Source organism: Rhizobium sp. P28RR-XV (genome assembly GCF_012641385.1).
Taxonomy (GTDB): Bacteria; Pseudomonadota; Alphaproteobacteria; order Rhizobiales; family Rhizobiaceae; genus Rhizobium.
In genome coordinates, this window is sequence record NZ_JABAIG010000011.1 from 194,290 (window position 1) to 209,593 (window position 15,304).

The 15,304-nt window shown below is 61.4% G+C and carries 15 protein-coding genes and 1 pseudogene; 13 read left to right on the forward strand and 3 right to left on the reverse strand.

Annotated elements, in window-relative coordinates; all coding sequences use genetic code 11:
- Positions 1–61 precede the first annotated feature (61 nt).
- A complete protein-coding gene (locus HGP12_RS23885; protein WP_168841288.1) occupies positions 62–226 on the forward strand; it encodes a hypothetical protein in 165 nt (54 codons plus the stop codon).
- Between the two features lie 70 nt (positions 227–296).
- On the opposite strand, the gene HGP12_RS23890 is transcribed toward HGP12_RS23885, so the two are convergent.
- Positions 297–1,097 (reverse strand): undecaprenyl-diphosphate phosphatase, encoded by an 801-nt coding sequence (locus HGP12_RS23890; RefSeq protein ID WP_168841289.1) that lies wholly within the window; start codon positions 1,095–1,097, stop codon positions 297–299.
- 147 nt (positions 1,098–1,244) lie between these two features.
- On the opposite strand from HGP12_RS23890, the gene HGP12_RS23895 reads away from it, so the two are divergent.
- The 9 genes from HGP12_RS23895 to HGP12_RS23935 all read left to right on the forward strand — a co-directional run bounded on the left by HGP12_RS23895 (position 1,245) and on the right by HGP12_RS23935 (position 11,600).
- Positions 1,245–1,937 (forward strand): glutathione S-transferase family protein, encoded by a 693-nt coding sequence (locus tag HGP12_RS23895; protein WP_168841290.1) that lies wholly within the window; start codon positions 1,245–1,247, stop codon positions 1,935–1,937.
- A gap of 76 nt (positions 1,938–2,013) precedes the next feature.
- Positions 2,014–3,171 carry a tRNA epoxyqueuosine(34) reductase QueG gene (gene queG / locus HGP12_RS23900; RefSeq protein ID WP_168841291.1) on the forward strand — a complete coding sequence of 386 codons (1,158 nt, stop codon included), beginning with the start codon at positions 2,014–2,016 and terminating at the stop codon, positions 3,169–3,171.
- Positions 3,171–4,043 (forward strand): SDR family oxidoreductase, encoded by an 873-nt coding sequence (locus HGP12_RS23905; protein ID WP_168841292.1) that lies wholly within the window; start codon positions 3,171–3,173, stop codon positions 4,041–4,043. Before queG ends, HGP12_RS23905 begins: the two co-directional genes overlap by 1 nt.
- A gap of 397 nt (positions 4,044–4,440) precedes the next feature.
- Positions 4,441–4,809, forward strand: coding sequence for a septal ring lytic transglycosylase RlpA family protein (locus HGP12_RS23910; RefSeq protein ID WP_168841293.1), 369 nt, complete (start codon positions 4,441–4,443; stop codon positions 4,807–4,809).
- A 211-nt stretch (positions 4,810–5,020) separates the two neighbouring features.
- The gene (locus HGP12_RS23915; RefSeq protein ID WP_168841294.1) at positions 5,021–6,310 is read left to right on the forward strand and encodes an RsmB/NOP family class I SAM-dependent RNA methyltransferase; all 1,290 of its coding nucleotides are present in this window, start codon (positions 5,021–5,023) and stop codon (positions 6,308–6,310) included.
- Between the two features lie 198 nt (positions 6,311–6,508).
- On the forward strand, positions 6,509–7,795 hold the full coding sequence (locus HGP12_RS23920; RefSeq protein WP_168841295.1) for an imelysin family protein: 1,287 nt from the start codon (positions 6,509–6,511) through the stop codon (positions 7,793–7,795).
- A gap of 45 nt (positions 7,796–7,840) precedes the next feature.
- On the forward strand, positions 7,841–9,400 hold the full coding sequence (locus HGP12_RS23925; protein ID WP_168841296.1) for a di-heme oxidoredictase family protein: 1,560 nt from the start codon (positions 7,841–7,843) through the stop codon (positions 9,398–9,400).
- On the forward strand, positions 9,400–10,509 hold the full coding sequence (locus tag HGP12_RS23930) for an imelysin family protein (protein WP_168841297.1): 1,110 nt from the start codon (positions 9,400–9,402) through the stop codon (positions 10,507–10,509). Before HGP12_RS23925 ends, HGP12_RS23930 begins: the two co-directional genes overlap by 1 nt.
- 5 nt (positions 10,510–10,514) lie before the next feature.
- The gene (locus HGP12_RS23935) at positions 10,515–11,600 is read left to right on the forward strand and encodes a DUF1513 domain-containing protein (protein ID WP_168841298.1); all 1,086 of its coding nucleotides are present in this window, start codon (positions 10,515–10,517) and stop codon (positions 11,598–11,600) included.
- 17 nt (positions 11,601–11,617) lie between these two features.
- Here HGP12_RS23935 and HGP12_RS23940 read toward each other — a convergent pair.
- Positions 11,618–11,740: pseudogene (locus HGP12_RS23940) on the reverse strand (GntR family transcriptional regulator); the annotation flags it as partial.
- Between the two features lie 398 nt (positions 11,741–12,138).
- Here HGP12_RS23940 and HGP12_RS23945 point away from each other — a divergent pair.
- Positions 12,139–12,942, forward strand: coding sequence for an alpha/beta fold hydrolase (locus HGP12_RS23945; RefSeq protein WP_168841299.1), 804 nt, complete (start codon positions 12,139–12,141; stop codon positions 12,940–12,942).
- Positions 12,943–12,959: 17 nt separating this feature from the next.
- On the opposite strand, the gene HGP12_RS23950 is transcribed toward HGP12_RS23945, so the two are convergent.
- Positions 12,960–14,036 carry a DUF2252 family protein gene (locus HGP12_RS23950; RefSeq protein ID WP_168841300.1) on the reverse strand — a complete coding sequence of 359 codons (1,077 nt, stop codon included), beginning with the start codon at positions 14,034–14,036 and terminating at the stop codon, positions 12,960–12,962.
- Positions 14,037–14,198: 162 nt separating this feature from the next.
- On the opposite strand from HGP12_RS23950, the gene HGP12_RS23955 reads away from it, so the two are divergent.
- Positions 14,199–14,660, forward strand: coding sequence for a PaaI family thioesterase (locus HGP12_RS23955; RefSeq protein WP_168841301.1), 462 nt, complete (start codon positions 14,199–14,201; stop codon positions 14,658–14,660).
- Positions 14,657–15,298, forward strand: a complete 642-nt coding sequence (locus tag HGP12_RS23960) for a 5'-methylthioadenosine/S-adenosylhomocysteine nucleosidase (RefSeq protein ID WP_168841302.1) — start codon at positions 14,657–14,659, stop codon at positions 15,296–15,298. The genes HGP12_RS23955 and HGP12_RS23960 overlap by 4 nt, the downstream gene beginning before the upstream one ends.
- Positions 15,299–15,304 lie beyond the last annotated feature (6 nt).

Consider the following 15,304-nt stretch of genomic DNA (forward strand, 5'->3'; position numbering starts at 1 on the left):
AGGCTTGGACAATGAACCGGTCTGCGGCGCGCTTCACACTTCTGCGGAAAGGCATTTTTCGATGGGCAAGTCTATCGCGCTTTTGTTTGCGTGCGCGGCATTGGTGATTCTCGCCGGCTCTTTCGTAGCCCGCGGCAGCATCGCCTCGGTAAAGGGCGAATGTGCGCCGACCTACGGCGTCGATCCCTGCACCACGGGCTCTATCGACACGTCCTCTTCGAACTGACCGGGCACGGAAAAGGCCGGTTCTCACCGGCCTTCGTGTTCTTCGGTATCTTGACGTCAGGCGATGCGCCTCAGCCGATCGTGTAAAGACCGATCAGGCCGAGTACGCCGATGATGATGCGCCACCATGCAAAGGGGGCGTAGCCACGACGCGAGACGAAATCGAGCAGTGCGCGCACCACGAACAGCGCCGAGATGAAGGCGGTAAAGAAGCCGACGACGATCAGCAGCCCCTGATCCATGCTCAGATCGTGACGGCTCTTCCAGAGATCGAGCGCAAAGGCGCCCGCCATTGTCGGCATGGCGAGGAAGAAGGAAAATTCGGCGGCGGAGCGCTTGTCGGCGCCGAGCAGGAGCGCGCCGACGATGGTGGAACCGGAACGCGAGGTTCCGGGAATCATGGCCAGGCACTGGAAGAAACCGATCTTGATTGCCATCGGCCAGGAGAATTCATAGGCGCTGGTGTATTTCGGCTTGAACTCGATCTTGTCGATGACAAGCAGGACGATGCCGCCAAGAATCAGCGAGATACAGATGACCTTCGGCGAGTCGAACAGCACGGTCTTGATGAAATCATGCGCGAGAGCGCCGATGACGGCGGCCGGCAGGAAGCCGAACAGGACGGCCAGCACGAAGTGGCGGGCCTTGACACTGACGGGCAGTGCCTTGGCGATCTGGACGAGCCGATTGAAGTAGACAAGCAGGATGGCGAGAATCGCACCGAGCTGGATCAAAACATCGAAAGTAGCGGCTTCCTTGAAGCCGAGAAAATGTCCGAGCAATATCAAATGGCCCGTCGAGGAGACCGGAATGAACTCCGTAAGCCCCTCCACGAGGCCCAAAACCAGCGCGATAATAATTTGTTCAGCCATATCGTGTCCTTTGTCAAACGGCCGGGCGGCCCGATTCGCTTGTGCAAACTAGGCCAAGATCCTATAGCTTCAACCGATGACAAATGACTAGGGTCGCAGAATAGCGACCAAAACTCCGTAGCATCAATCAGAAACACCCGAGTACCAATGCCGACGCTGTATCACCATCCGATGTCATCCTCCTCACGGTTCGTTCGTCTGATCCTGACCGAATACGGCTATCAGACGGAACTGATCGAGGAGCAGACCTGGGAAAAGCGACGCGACTTCCTGGCGCTCAACCCCGCCGGCACCCTGCCTGTCTATGTCGATGACAGCATGCGGGCGCTCTGTGGCGCGACCGTGATTTCCGAATATCTCGACGAGACGCACGGTGTTCTGAAGCGCGATCGTCGGCTGCTGGCCGAAGATCCGTTCCAGCGCGCCGAGATCCGCCGGCTGACGGAATGGTTCATGCAGAAGATGGAGCAGGACGTCACCCGTCCGCTGACGCGCGAGCGCGTGTTCAAGCTGCAGATGACCGCCGAGCAGGGCGGCGGCGCGCCCGATTCCAAGGTAATGCGCATGGCGCGCGGCAATATCCGCCAGCACATGAAATATCTGTCCTGGCTCGCGGGCTCCCGTCAGTGGCTCGCCGGCGAGCGGCTCAGCTATGCCGATCTTGCCGCCGCAGCCTCGGTTTCCGTGCTAGATTATTTGGGTGAAATCGACTGGACGGAATCGCCGATCGCCAAGGAATGGTATCAGCGTCTGAAGTCGCGCCCGTCCTTCCGACCGATCCTGGCGGAGCGCGTGCGCGGTGTCACTCCGGTTTCGCACTACGCCGATCTGGATTTCTAGATCACTTTTTTCACGCGATTCCGAATAGAAACCCGCTAACGCACTTTTCCTGGAATTGCTATGACGAGGGCCCAGTATGCCCGATGATTGCGAAACGGAAAAAGCGGACAAGCGCAGAAGCACGTTGACGGCTTTCCTGCGGGAGGAAGCGCGCGCCCAAGGCTTCGATCTCTGTCGCATCACCAAACCGGACGCCATTCCCGAGGCCGCTGTCCGGCTCGGCCAGTTTCTCGACAAGGGCCATCACGGCACCATGGGCTGGATGGAGGAGACGCGCGAAAGGCGTAGCGATCCGCGCGTGCTCTGGAGCGAGACGCGCTCCATTGTCGTCTTCGGCCTCAACTATGGGCCTGATGAAGATCCGCGCGGCATCCTGGAGAAAAAGGACAAGGCTGCGATCTCCGTCTACGCGCGAAACCGCGACTATCATGACATCATCAAGGGACGGCTGAAGGAAATCGCCACCCGCTTTGCCGCGCGCTCGAAGGAGGACGTCAAGGTCTTCGTCGATACCGCGCCGGTCATGGAGAAGCCGCTGGCGGCCACGGCCGGTCTCGGCTGGCAGGGCAAGCACACCAATCTCGTCAGCCGCGCCTTCGGCTCCTGGCTGTTCCTCGGCTCGATGTTCACCACGGCCGATCTCGAGTCGGATCAGCCCGAGATCGACCATTGCGGCTCCTGCCGGGCCTGCCTCGACGTCTGTCCAACCGCCGCCTTCCCTGCGCCCTACCAGCTCGATGCGCGCCGCTGCATTTCCTATCTGACCATCGAGCACAAGGGGCCGATCGATCCGCAGCTTCGACCATTGATCGGCAACCGCATCTATGGCTGCGACGATTGTCTTGCCGCCTGTCCATGGAACAAGTTCGCAAGCGCCGCCTCGGAAATGAAGCTGGTGGCACGGGAAGACCTGAAGGAGCCATCGATCGCCTTCCTTCTTGATCTCGACGACGTGGCATTCCGCGCATTCTTCAGCGGCTCGCCGGTCAAGCGCATCGGCCGCGACCGGTTCATCCGCAATGTCCTCATCGCGGCCGGCAATTCCGGCGAGCGCGCCTTTATAGAAAGATGTCGCGAATTGGCCGCGGATCCCTCGCCCGTCGTGCGCGGAATGGCCGTCTGGGCCTTATCGCAGCTGATGACGGCTGGCGAGTTCCGTGCATTTGCGGCAGAAAGAGATGACGAGGCGGACGAAGAGGTTCGCGCGGAATGGACATTGGCTGGAGTTCTATGATGCATGTGATGATTTTCGGCTGCGGCTATTCCGGAACGGCGATCGCCAAGGCTTTCGCCGGCTCCGGCATTCGCATCACAGGTACGACCCGCTCCGCCGACAAGGCGGAGCTGCTGACGAAGGAAGGCATCGAGGCCTTTGTCTTCGACGGGGAGACGCTCGACCCCGCTCTGGCTGAGACAATGACCACAGCGACGCATCTGGTGCAATCGATCGCGCCGGGGAAAGCGGGCGATCCGCTGCTGCGGCTGGCGCAGCTCAATCTCAAAGCGCTGATGCCGAAGCTGGAATGGATCTGCTATCTCTCGACCGTCGGCGTCTATGGCGATCACAAGGGCGCCTGGGTCAGCGAGCAGACCTCGCTGCATCCGATCGCGGACCGCTCCGTCGAGCGCGTCGAGGCGGAAGATGGCTGGCTGCGCGCCGGCATCAGGCTCGATCTTCCCGTCGCCGTGCTCAGGCTTTCCGGCATCTACGGCCCCGGCCGCAATGCCTTCTGCAATCTGGAAAAGGGTACGGCGCGGCGGCTGATCAAGGCGAACCAGGTGTTCAACCGTATCCGCGTCGAGGATATCGGCGCCTGCGCCCGCTTCCTGTCCGATCGCAAGGTCGGCGGCATATATAATGTCACCGACGACGAGCCGGCGCCGCCGCAGGATGTGATTGCCGAGGCCGCCCGGCTCATGGGTGTCGAGCCGCCGCCGGAGCAGGCTTTCGAGACAGCCGAGCTGACGCCGATGGCGCGCTCCTTCTATGGCGAGAACAAGCGCGTTTCGAACAAGAAGTTGCGTTCACTCGGCTTCGCCTTCCGCTATCCGGAATACCGCATGTCGCTTGCCGAACTCTGGTCGTCCGGACGCTGGCGCGGCTAAACTGCCGCTCTCCGCACAGAGAAAATCGCACGAAAATTCCTACTTAGCCGGCTTGGCTAGTTCAATTTACTCCGCATTTATGGTTAACGACCTCTAAAATTGCACAAATGCGGCAGCAATTATGGCAAAGCCGGAAAATTATTTTTCCGATTTTCGTGATCTTTCGCGATGCAGCATGACCGCGAGAAAAATCGTTCCATTTTTAACTGATTTTATTAGGTTTTTTCCAGAACCAAGCAAAGTCCCCGAATAGTCCTGGTATTTGCTTTGATCCGCAAATGTTACACCATGTAATATTCCGTGATTGAAAGAGGCACTTTTTCGCCATTTTTGGCCGGATTTAAGCCCCCGCCGCCTACCCAGGGCGCAAGTTCAATAGCTTGAGGGAAAAATTGGTTTGAAGAAAATCGCACGTTCTTTGGCAATCGCCGCAACTATATCTGCCTCCATTGCTGTCGTTTCGACACCGGCATCTGCATCCGCCGGATGCGGGGGCGCTTCCTGGTATGGCGGAAGCTCCAAAACTGCTTCCGGGGAACGCATGAGTTCCGGAAATCTTACTGCAGCCCATCGCTCGCTTGCTTTCGGCACGCGCCTGCGGGTCACCAACAAGCACAACGGTCGTAGCGTCGTCGTTCGCATCAATGACCGCGGACCCTTCATTCACGGCCGCGTTCTCGATCTCTCGCGCGCCGCAGCACAGAATATCGGCATGGTTGCCTCCGGCACCGCCAAGGTTTGCTACGACGTCGTCGCCTCGAAGTAATCGCTCGATCAAGCCGGAACCATCAGGCATTTCGGCGCGACGCTTGCTCTCTCCGTCAATCGCGGCTACGACGCGGTTGGGACGTCTCAATAATCCGCCGCCATGTGTATTCTTCGCGCGGATTGATGAGGCGTCAGCGATTTTGATAGGGCGCAACGCTTCCCGGTAAACTCCGCTGAGTTCGGGGCGGTGCGCGAGCAGGAGAGTGTGAATGCGTCTGGGCGGCCGATTGCAGGGGGCCATCGAAGTTCTTGCCGATATCGAAGCGCGCAAGCGACCGGTGGCTGACGCCCTGAAGGATTGGGGCCTTGCCCATCGCTTCGCCGGTTCCGGCGACAGGGCCGCGATCGGCAACATCGTCTACGACGCTCTGCGCATGCGGCTCTCCCATGCCTGGCTGATGGGTGACGACAGCCCCTCGGCACTTGCCCATGCCGTGCTTTTTCGCCAATGGGGACTGACCCCCGAGACGCTGGCCACAGAACTCGACGGCGATAAATTTGCCCCCGAAGCGCCGAGTGCCGAGGCGCTGGCGGCCTTTGCCGCCCGCAAGCTCGAAGACGCTCCGCTTCACATCCAGGGCGATATTCCCGAATGGGTCGAGACCTCATTCCAGCACGCATTCGGCGATGACTGGCTCTCCGAGGCGCAGGCTCTTTCCGAACGTCCCACACTCGACCTTCGCGCCAACGCCCTGAAGGCGGATCGCGCCAAGGTCGTGAAGGCGCTGGAACGAGCAGGCGCGCAGGCATCGAAGATCGCCCGTTTCGGCATCCGCATTCCCGCTGGTGAAGGCGCATCGCGCCTGCCGAATGTCACCGCCGAGCTTTCCTTCCAGAAGGGCTGGTTCGAGGTGCAGGACGAGGGCTCGCAGATCGTCGCCGATCTGGTCCTGCCCGAGGAAGGCGATCAGGTGCTCGATTATTGCGCCGGCGGCGGCGGAAAGACGCTCGCCATGTCGGCCGCCATGCACAACAAGGGTCAGGTCCACGCCTATGACAGCGATCGCCGACGGCTGGCGCCGATCATCGAGCGGCTGAAGCGGGCCGGAACCCGCAACGTTCAGGTCCATGACGAACGCAATGCCTTGCTGGCGCTGCGCGCCAAGTTCGACAAGGTTCTCGTCGATGCCCCCTGCACCGGTACGGGCACATGGCGCCGTCGTCCCGACACGAAATGGCGGCTGACGCAGAAGAACCTTGACGAGCGAACCAGCCAGCAGCAGGAAGCTCTGACCCAGGCCAGCGAATTCGTCCGCCCCGGTGGAGCTCTCCTTTACGTCACCTGTTCGGTCCTGCCGGAAGAAAACGAAGCGCAGGCTAACCGTTTTGCCAGCCTCAATCCGGATTTCGAGGTCGTCGAAGCCCTGAGTTCCTGGGAAAAGCTGTTCGGCAGGGAGACGCCGCAGCCGCTATCCTCGGACGGCCGAACCATCACGCTGACACCTGCCTCCACCGATACGGACGGCTTCTTCTTCTGCCGCCTGAAGCGGAAGGGATAAGGCTAAATCAATTCGCCCGTGACCGACGCCGGGCGGATTCTGCTTTTTCGACGCTCGATCCCACTCTCAGGGCCGATATTCATCAGCGCCAGCCTTAAAACCGTTCTAAACTAGAGCGTTTGACACAAGTTTATTTTTCATACATGACACAAAACGCCAAGTTTTTGACGGTGCCCCCGCCGTCACCAGGAGAGGAACATGAAATTTAAGATCAATTTTGGCGCCGTGCTCGCGGTGGCCGTTGCCACAACCGTTGCGTCCGGCCCGCCCGCCCTTGCCGCCGCCCCTGAACCGGCTGCCGTTCTCAAGCACTATGCCGAGCTTGCTCATGCCAAATATCAGGACTCGCTGACGACTGCGAAGACGCTCGACAAGGCGATCGATGCCCTGCTTGCCAACCCGAGCGACAAGACGCTGAAGACGGCGCGCGCGGCCTGGATCAAGGCTCGCGCTCCCTACGCACAGACGGAAGTCTATCGCTTCGGCAACCCGATCGTCGACGACTGGGAAGGCAAGGTGAATTCCTGGCCGCTGGATGAAGGCCTGATCGACTATGTCGACGCCTCCTACGGCACGGAAAGCGACGAGAACGCGCTCTATGTCGCCAACGTCATCGCTAACAAGACGATCAAGATCAACGGCAAGGATGTCGACGCTTCGCATCTGACGCCGGAATTCCTGTCGGGCACGCTGCATCAGGCTGGCGGTGTCGAGGCCAACGTCGCGACCGGCTACCACGCCATCGAATTCCTGCTCTGGGGTCAGGACCTGCACGGCACCAGACCGGGCGCCGGCGAACGCCCGGCAACCGACTATGACCTGAAGAATTGCACGCATGGCAATTGCGACCGCCGCGCCGAATATCTGAAGTCCGCCTCGACGCTGCTCGTTGCGGATCTGCAGGACATGACTGAAAAGTGGACGCCGGAAGGCGAAGCGACCAAGCATCTCGAAGCCGATCCGAAGGCTGGCCTCACCGCCATCCTGACCGGCATGGGCTCGCTCTCGTATGGCGAGCTTGCCGGCGAGCGCATGAAGCTCGGCCTGCTGCTGCACGATCCGGAAGAAGAGCAGGATTGCTTCTCCGACAATACCTATAACGAACACAATGGCGACGCCGTGGGCATCGCTGCGGCCTATACCGGCAATTACACTCGCGCCGACGGCACCAAGATGAAGGGTCCGTCGCTGCACGATCTGGTCAAGGCCAAGGATCCAGCACTCGACAAGGAAATGGAAGGCAAGCTCGACACGACGCTCGCCGCCATGAAGGCGCTGGTGCATCGCGGCGAGACGGTCGAAAAATACGACCAGATGATCGGCGAGGGCAACAAGGAAGGCAACGCCACGGTTCAGAAGGCTATCGACGGCCTGCTCGATCAGACGAAGAGCATTCAGCGCGTCATTGCCGCACTCGATCTCGGCACGATCAAGCTTGAAGGTTCGGACAGCCTGGACAATCCTAACGCCGTCTTCAAGAAGTAATAAGGGATGGTGGCAGCGCCACACGGCGCTGCCACCCCGATACTCATGACAAACATCCCGGCCAACCGCGCCCTGCTGCCCGCCCTAGCCGCGGGTTTTTTGGTTTTTTCGATCACCCTGGCCGCTGCCGGTATTCTCGACTTTCCGACTGTTCGTACCGATCTTTCCGCCGAACAGCTGAAGCGGGTACACGACGTGACCCGCGCGACCGCGGATTTCTCAAAGGCCGAACCCTATGAGGCGATGCAGGGCGGCGCGCTGACCTCGATCGATCCCGTCGGCCGCGATATCTTCTCGCAGCCCTCGGCCAATCTGAGCTCGGAGCGCGGACAGGATTTCCATCTCGGCAACGCCCTCTTCCGCAAGCTCTGGGTTTCGGCTCCCTCTTCGACGCAGGCTTCCGACGGGCTGGGACCGCTGTTCAACGCCCGTTCCTGCCAGAGCTGTCACGTCCGTGACGGGCGCGGCCATCCGCCCGATGTCGCCGCAACGGCCGCGACCTCGATGGTCCTGCGCCTGGCACGGACCGCCGTCATGCCGGAAGAGGGGCAGGCGATCAGGGATTTCCATGCGCTGAATTTTCCGGACTCCACCTATGGGGCGCAACTGCAGGATCTCGCCGTGCCCGGGCTTGCCGCCGAAGGCAAGGTGACGGTCAGCTATAGCGTGGAGACCGTGACGCTTGCGGGCGGTGAGACCGTAACCTTGCGCAAGCCGACATACGGTGTGAGCGACCTGGCCGATGGGCCGCTCGACCCGACGACGACGATTTCGGCGCGCATCGCACCGCCGATGATCGGCCTCGGCCTGATCGAGGCCATTGCGGATGCCGACATCCTTGCCAATGCCGACCCGGACGACAAGAAAGGCACCGGCATTCGCGGCCGCCCCGCCATCGTCCGCGATCACCGTACTGGCGAGATCGCGCTCGGCCGTTTTGGCTGGAAGGCCCAGAACGCCACCGTGCGCGACCAGGTTGCGGATGCCTTCTCGGCCGATATCGGCATTTCGACGCCGGACCGGCCGAACGCCTATGGCGATTGCACGTCCAGGGAACCGCGCTGCCTCGCCATGCCGAACGGCGTGCAGAAGCGGCTGGGCGATACGGAAGCGCCGGATCCGGTCCTTCCGCTCGTCACCTTCTATTCCGAAAATCTCGCCGTGCCGGCCCGCCGCAAGGCGAGCTTTCCCGATGTGCTGCACGGCAAGGAGATATTCTACCGCTCCGGCTGTGCGGCCTGCCACACGCCGAAATTCGTGACCCGCGACAATCTCAAGGGCAGCGATGGCAAGGACTCTCCGCAGGCCTTCCAACTGATCTGGCCTTATTCCGATTTCCTGCTGCATGACATGGGTGAAGGCCTTTCCGATGGGCAGCAGGTGGGCGTGGCATCCGGTCGCGATTGGCGCACGCCGCCGCTCTGGGGTATAGGCCTGACGCAGACGGTGAGCGGCCGGCAAGCTTATCTGCATGATGGCCGCGCCGGCACACTGACCGAAGCCATCCTCTGGCATGGAGGAGAGGCGGAAAAAGCCCGCAATGCATTCGCCGGTCTTTCGAAGGACGATCGGCAAGCCCTCATCAACTTTCTGGAGTCTCTTTGATGCGCCACTGGAAACGCCTCGCCGCCACCCTTCTGCTTACCGTTGCGGCCCTGCCTGCCCATGCCGAGGACACGGCGACCAATGGCGCTGGCCTGAACGAAGCGGCGGTGCCGGCCACCCTGCAGAAGACGGTGGACGACGTCATCCGCCCTGGCTATCGCGCCATGCACGGCTCCGCATCGAAGCTGACGGCGGCAATGAAGGCGCTTTGTGCCGACCCCACGGACGCGACGCTCACCAGTGCCAAATCAGCCTTCGGTGATACGGTGAAAAGCTGGTCGCGCATCGAGATCGTCGATACCGGCCCCGTCATCGAGAAGAACCGCTTCGAACACATCCTCTTCTACCCCGACCGCAAGGGGGTCGGCCTCAAGCAGGTGCAGGCGCTGATCGCCAAAGCGAACGAGCAGGATACGACCGTCGAGGCCGTCGCCGGCAAGAGCGTGGCGCTCATGAGCATGACGGCGCTGGAATATGTGCTCTTCGGCAACGGTTCCGACGTTCTCGGCAAGGACAAGCAGAGCTTCCGTTGCCGCTATGGCACGGCAGTTGCCGGCAATATCGAAAACACGGCCAAGGAAATCGCCGACGAATGGGATGCTGCCGACGGCGTGCAGAAATCCTGGAAGTTTCCCGGCAAGTCCAGCGATGACTTCATGGACAACAAGGAGGCCGTGACGGCGTTGCTGGGCATCCTCGTACATGGAGCTGCCAATGTCCGCGACCAGCGGCTGGAAACCTTCTATAAGGGCGACCCGGCGGCAGCACGGCCGAAGATGGCGATCTACTGGCGCTCGGCCAACACCTGGACCTCGTTATCAGGCAATATCGAAGGCTTGAAGACGCTCTGGGAAAAGGCCGACATGGCAAGCCTGCTGCCATCAGACAAGCGCGCCGTCGCCACCAAGATCGACGCCCTCCTGAACGAGCTTGCGACGACGGCGACAACGATCAATCCGGATATCGAGGCGGCCATCGGCAACGATGCGGAGCGCGCCAAGATCGACAAGCTGCTCTCCGTCAGCCGCGACCTCGCCACCAGCTTCAGCGATGACTACGGCGGCGCCATCGGCCTTTCGGCCGGCTTCTCCTTCGCAGATGGAGACTGAGCGCGATGCGCAGCGGCCTCATCGATCGGAGAGCTTTCGTCAAGGCGGCGGGGCTGACCTTCCTCGCGGCGCTCAAGCCCAGTGCCTTGATGGCACTGGAGCGGGCCGACGCGGTCTATGCCTCCGGCATCCGCGCCGCCGACGGCTCCTTTGCCGTGGCGACGGTGACCGAACAGGGCCGTATCATCGATCAGGTCGCCCTGCCCGCGCGCGCCCATGGCATGGCCTTTTCGAAGGCCAGCGGCAAGACCGTCGCCTTCGCGCGCCGGCCCGGCACCTATGCGATGATCTTCGATCCCTGGAACAAGGCCGAGCCGGTCGTCATATCAGCCAAAGAGGGCCGGCACTTCTACGGGCATGGCACGTTTTCGCCCAGCGGCAAGCTGCTCTATGCCAGCGAAAATGATTTCGACACTAATCGCGGCATCATCGGGCTCTATGACAGCAGCAATCGCTTTGCCCGCATCGGCGAGTACGAGACCTATGGCGTCGGCCCGCACGACATGACGGTTTCGGACGATGGCCGGTTCCTGATCGTCGCCAATGGCGGCATCGAGACGCATCCGGATTTCGGACGCACCAAGCTCAACCTCGACCATATGGAACCGTCTCTGACGCTGATCGACGCGGCCACCGGTCGGCTGATCGAGAAACATATCCTGCCGCCGCAATATGCCCAGGTCTCGACCCGTCATGTCGACATCGATGCCAGCGGCCGGGTCTGGTTTGCCTGCCAGTATGAGGGCCGTCGCAACGACCTGCCGCCGCTCGTTGGCCATTTCGCGAGGGGCGAGGACCTGACCTTCGTCACCCTGCCCGATGAGACGACCCGGGCGCTCAGCAATTATGTCGGCGCTATCGCCGTCAATCGCGCTGAAAACCTCGTCGGCGTCACGTCGCCGATCGAAGGGACCTCGGTGACGCTGGACGCGAAGACCGGCAAAGTGCTGAAGGTGGAACGCATTGTGGATGCGGCCGGCATCGCGCCAGCCCGCCATGGCTTTGCCGTTTCCTCCTATGGTGGCGATTTCCTCGGCGAGCACAGCAATGTCGCCTGGGACCAGCACATCGTGCGCATCGCCCGCAGCTGATCGTTGGCTGACCTGGCCTAGGCAAGCTTGCCGGCTTCGATGAAACGCCGCAACGCCGTCGCCGCATTCAGCATATGCGCCCGCATGCGCCGCGACGCCATTTCTCCGTCTCCCTCCGCGATGACCTGCATGATGGCTTCACGCTACGAATACGGTCGGACAATAACTCGCGTTCTTCAGCCGCGTCACGCTAACCCATCCATCACTCCCAGCACTCCGGGACTGACCAAGGCTTGTATGCAAAAACATCCCCCGCCCATTATTTCTGCATACAGATAGGCAATCACGCAACCGTTACGCATCCAATTATTGACTAAAAACGCCAGTTAGAATACAAAAGCAATCAGCAGCCTCGCTTTTGCATACACAAGGTAATCTCGACGCTGAACCGGAATACAGGATCGGTCATATTTGATCCGCTTGTTCGGTCAGATGCCGCACTAAGACATACAAGATTTCAGAAGCTTCACCGTTCCGACATTCGGCGCGGATGGCTTTCTGCTGCCCATTTATCCTCAACACCATAAGGATCACGATGATGATGATGACCAGACGGAATTTCTCGACCGCCATTGTTGCCGGCGCCGCCGCCTCCCTCATTTCCGCGCGCGGCATGGCCGCCAGCAACCTGGCTCCGGCCTCAGGTGCGGCCAAGTCTGCACCATTGAAGGCCCGCAACGTCGTCCTTGCACATGGACTTTTCGCAGACGGCTCCTGCTGGACCGAGGTCATTGCCCGGCTGCAAGCCAAGGGGCTGAACTGCACGGCGGTGCAGAACCCGTTGACGACCCTTCCCGAAGCGGTCGCATCAGTGCAGCGTGTTCTCGATCGCCAGGACGGCCCGACCGTTCTCGTCGGCCATTCCTTCTCCGGCATGCTCGTTACCGAAGCCGGCGTGCATCCGAAGGTTTCCGCGCTCGTCTATGTCGCGGCCCGCGCACCGGATGCCGGCGAGGATTATACGGCGCTCGCCAAGACATATCCGACCCCGCCCGCCTCGGCTGGCATCGTCTTCGATGGCGATGAAGGGCGGCTGACCGAGGAAGCTTTCCTGCGCGACTTCGCCGGCGACCTGCCCAAAGCCAAGGCAGAGGTGCTTTACGCTGTGCAGGAGCCCTTCCAAAAGGCCTTGCTGACGGGCAAGACCACCCAGGCCGCATGGCGCAGCAAGCCAAGCTGGTACGCTGTTTCCACCGAAGACAGGACGATCAATCCGGATCTGGAGCGCTTCATGGCCAAGCGCATGGGCGCCAAGACCATCGAAGTGAAGGCCGGCCATCTCTCACTGATCTCGCATCCCGATACGATCGCCCGCCTGATCCGGGAAGCCGCCGGGCATTGATCGATCTCCTGGCCGGATCAGCCCTTCCTGGCAAATTCGGCTTGTTCCGCACTGACCGCGACGGTGGCCGCCTTGGCCGCCGCGCGCAGCCAATCAGATCTTCGAGCATCGAGATCGGCAAGAATGCCTGGGATGAGCGAAGCATCGTTGGCGTGACAATTGGCGATCTCGAAGCCCATCAAATCCAGCATGTCGGGCGACAGCAGCACCTGCGCATCGCCGTCGACTTCGATCTTGCGGCTGTTGGGCGACAGGCGGCGCACCAATAGGGTTCCGGCGACCTGATAACGCGGATCGGGCGAACGCGCCCGTCCACCGGCGATGATCCCCGTGCGGATCGTCTTGTCTGACGGGTCGTGCTTCAGCGACCAGCCGGATTGCAGCAAGGCTTTGACCTCACGCAATACCGGCCCGCCACGCCAATCGATATAGGCGACGAAGCGCGGACGACCGAGACTGCCGGTACCGGCCAGACGCGGCTTCGGCTCGAATGCTGTCACCGGATCCGGCAATGCCTTGTGTAGCGCCTTGAGATAGCGATCCGCCACGGGATCGGTCGCCGGCGGCAGGCTGCGATATTTTTCCCAGAAAGCCTTGCGCTCGGCATTGGGCAGCAGCACGGCGTTGCGCAGCCATTTGTAATCGCGCTCGAGAACGACGGGAGACGGCTGCCGCAAGCCGCGGCGATAGCCTGCCAGAATGCTGTCGGCGACGATGCGCGGCGTCGGTCCGTCTTGACCGCCCGCCATGATCGCGCTCACCGCAAGACGCACGAGATCGAGCGCATAGGGCATGACGGCCGCCTCGTCGAAATCATTGGCGCCCCAGACGAGCCTTCCCTCATCATCGCGCCAGGTGCCGAAATTTTCGAGATGCGTATCGCCGATCGCCAGTAGCTGCGGGGCATTCTTGAGGTCGGGATAAATGTCGAGGATGGTCTCGGCCCAGCGCCAATAGGTGCCGCGCAGGAAAGAGAAGCTGTCGCCCTTCATCAGCTTGTGCTTTTTCGCCAGCCCCCCTTCCACAAGATCTGCGCCGAGCTGCGCCCGCATCCAGGTCTCGTAGGCCGTTACCGATTGCAGGATCGTCGTCATCTAAGCCCTCGCGATAAGCTTCATTGCTTGGGATAGCATGGTGATCCGATCGTGGAAATTCGATGTCGGCAAGGCAGGCCGGGACGCTTCCGCTTTTCCACCGGATAACCCTTGTCCAAACGGCCTCTCCATGCCAATTTCGCACCCGCGAAAGGGGACGGCATGACAGGGCCAGATGACACGGTGACCAGCGGCGATTTTCGAACCCGCATCCGAACGAGCTTCGAGCGGCAGGCGGCGATGGCGACGATCGGCGCGGAACTGACGCGCGTCGAACATGGCACGGTGGAAATCGAGCTGCCGTTCGATGTGAAGCTGACGCAGCAGCACGGCATCCTGCACGCCGGCATCATTGCCGCGGCGCTGGATTCGGCCTGCGGCTTTGCCGCCTACAGCGTCATCGACCCTTCAGCATCCATCCTTACCATCGAATTCAAGGTCAACCTGATGTCGCCGGGGCGCGGCGAGCGCTTCCTGTTCCGCGGCGACGTCACCAAGCCCGGCACGACGATCATCGTCGCCGACGGCCGCGGCTACGCCATCGGCGACGGACCGGCCAAACTGATTGCCTCGATGACAGGAACGATGATGGTCATCCGGGGCAGAGAGGGAATTAGCGGATGAAATTCGAATTGAAGCGGGTATCGGGCAAATCGATCCTGTTCGTCATGGCGGCCGAGGCCGAATACGGCCCCTTCCTGCGCTCGCGCATCGATCCGCTGATGACAGGCGTCGGCCCGGTCGAGGCGGCCATCGCGCTCACCCGCGCCTTTGCGCAGCTCGAGGCACAGGGCGACCTGCCCGATCTCGTGGTTTCGCTCGGCTCAGCCGGCTCCGCCAAGCTGGAACAAACGGAAGTCTATCAGGTCACCTCCGTTTCCTACCGCGACATGGATGCCTCCCCGCTCGGCTTCGAAAAAGGCCGCACGCCCTTTCTCGACCTGCCCGCGACGATCGAGCTGCCGTTGCGCATCCCGACTATGGCAGAGGGCAGCCTTTCGACGGGCGCCAATATCGTCTCCGGCACGGAAGCCTATGAGCGCATCGGCACCGACATGGTCGATATGGAAACCTTCGCGGTGCTGCGCGCCTGCCAGATCTACAGCCTGCCGCTGATCGGCCTGCGGGGCATTTCCGACGGCCAGGTCGAGCTGCAGCACATTTCCGACTGGACGGAATATCTGCACGTCATAGACCGTAAACTGTCCTACGCCGTTGACGGGCTGTTTACCGCGCTGGAAGACGGCGTATTCTGGTTCTAAAAGGCT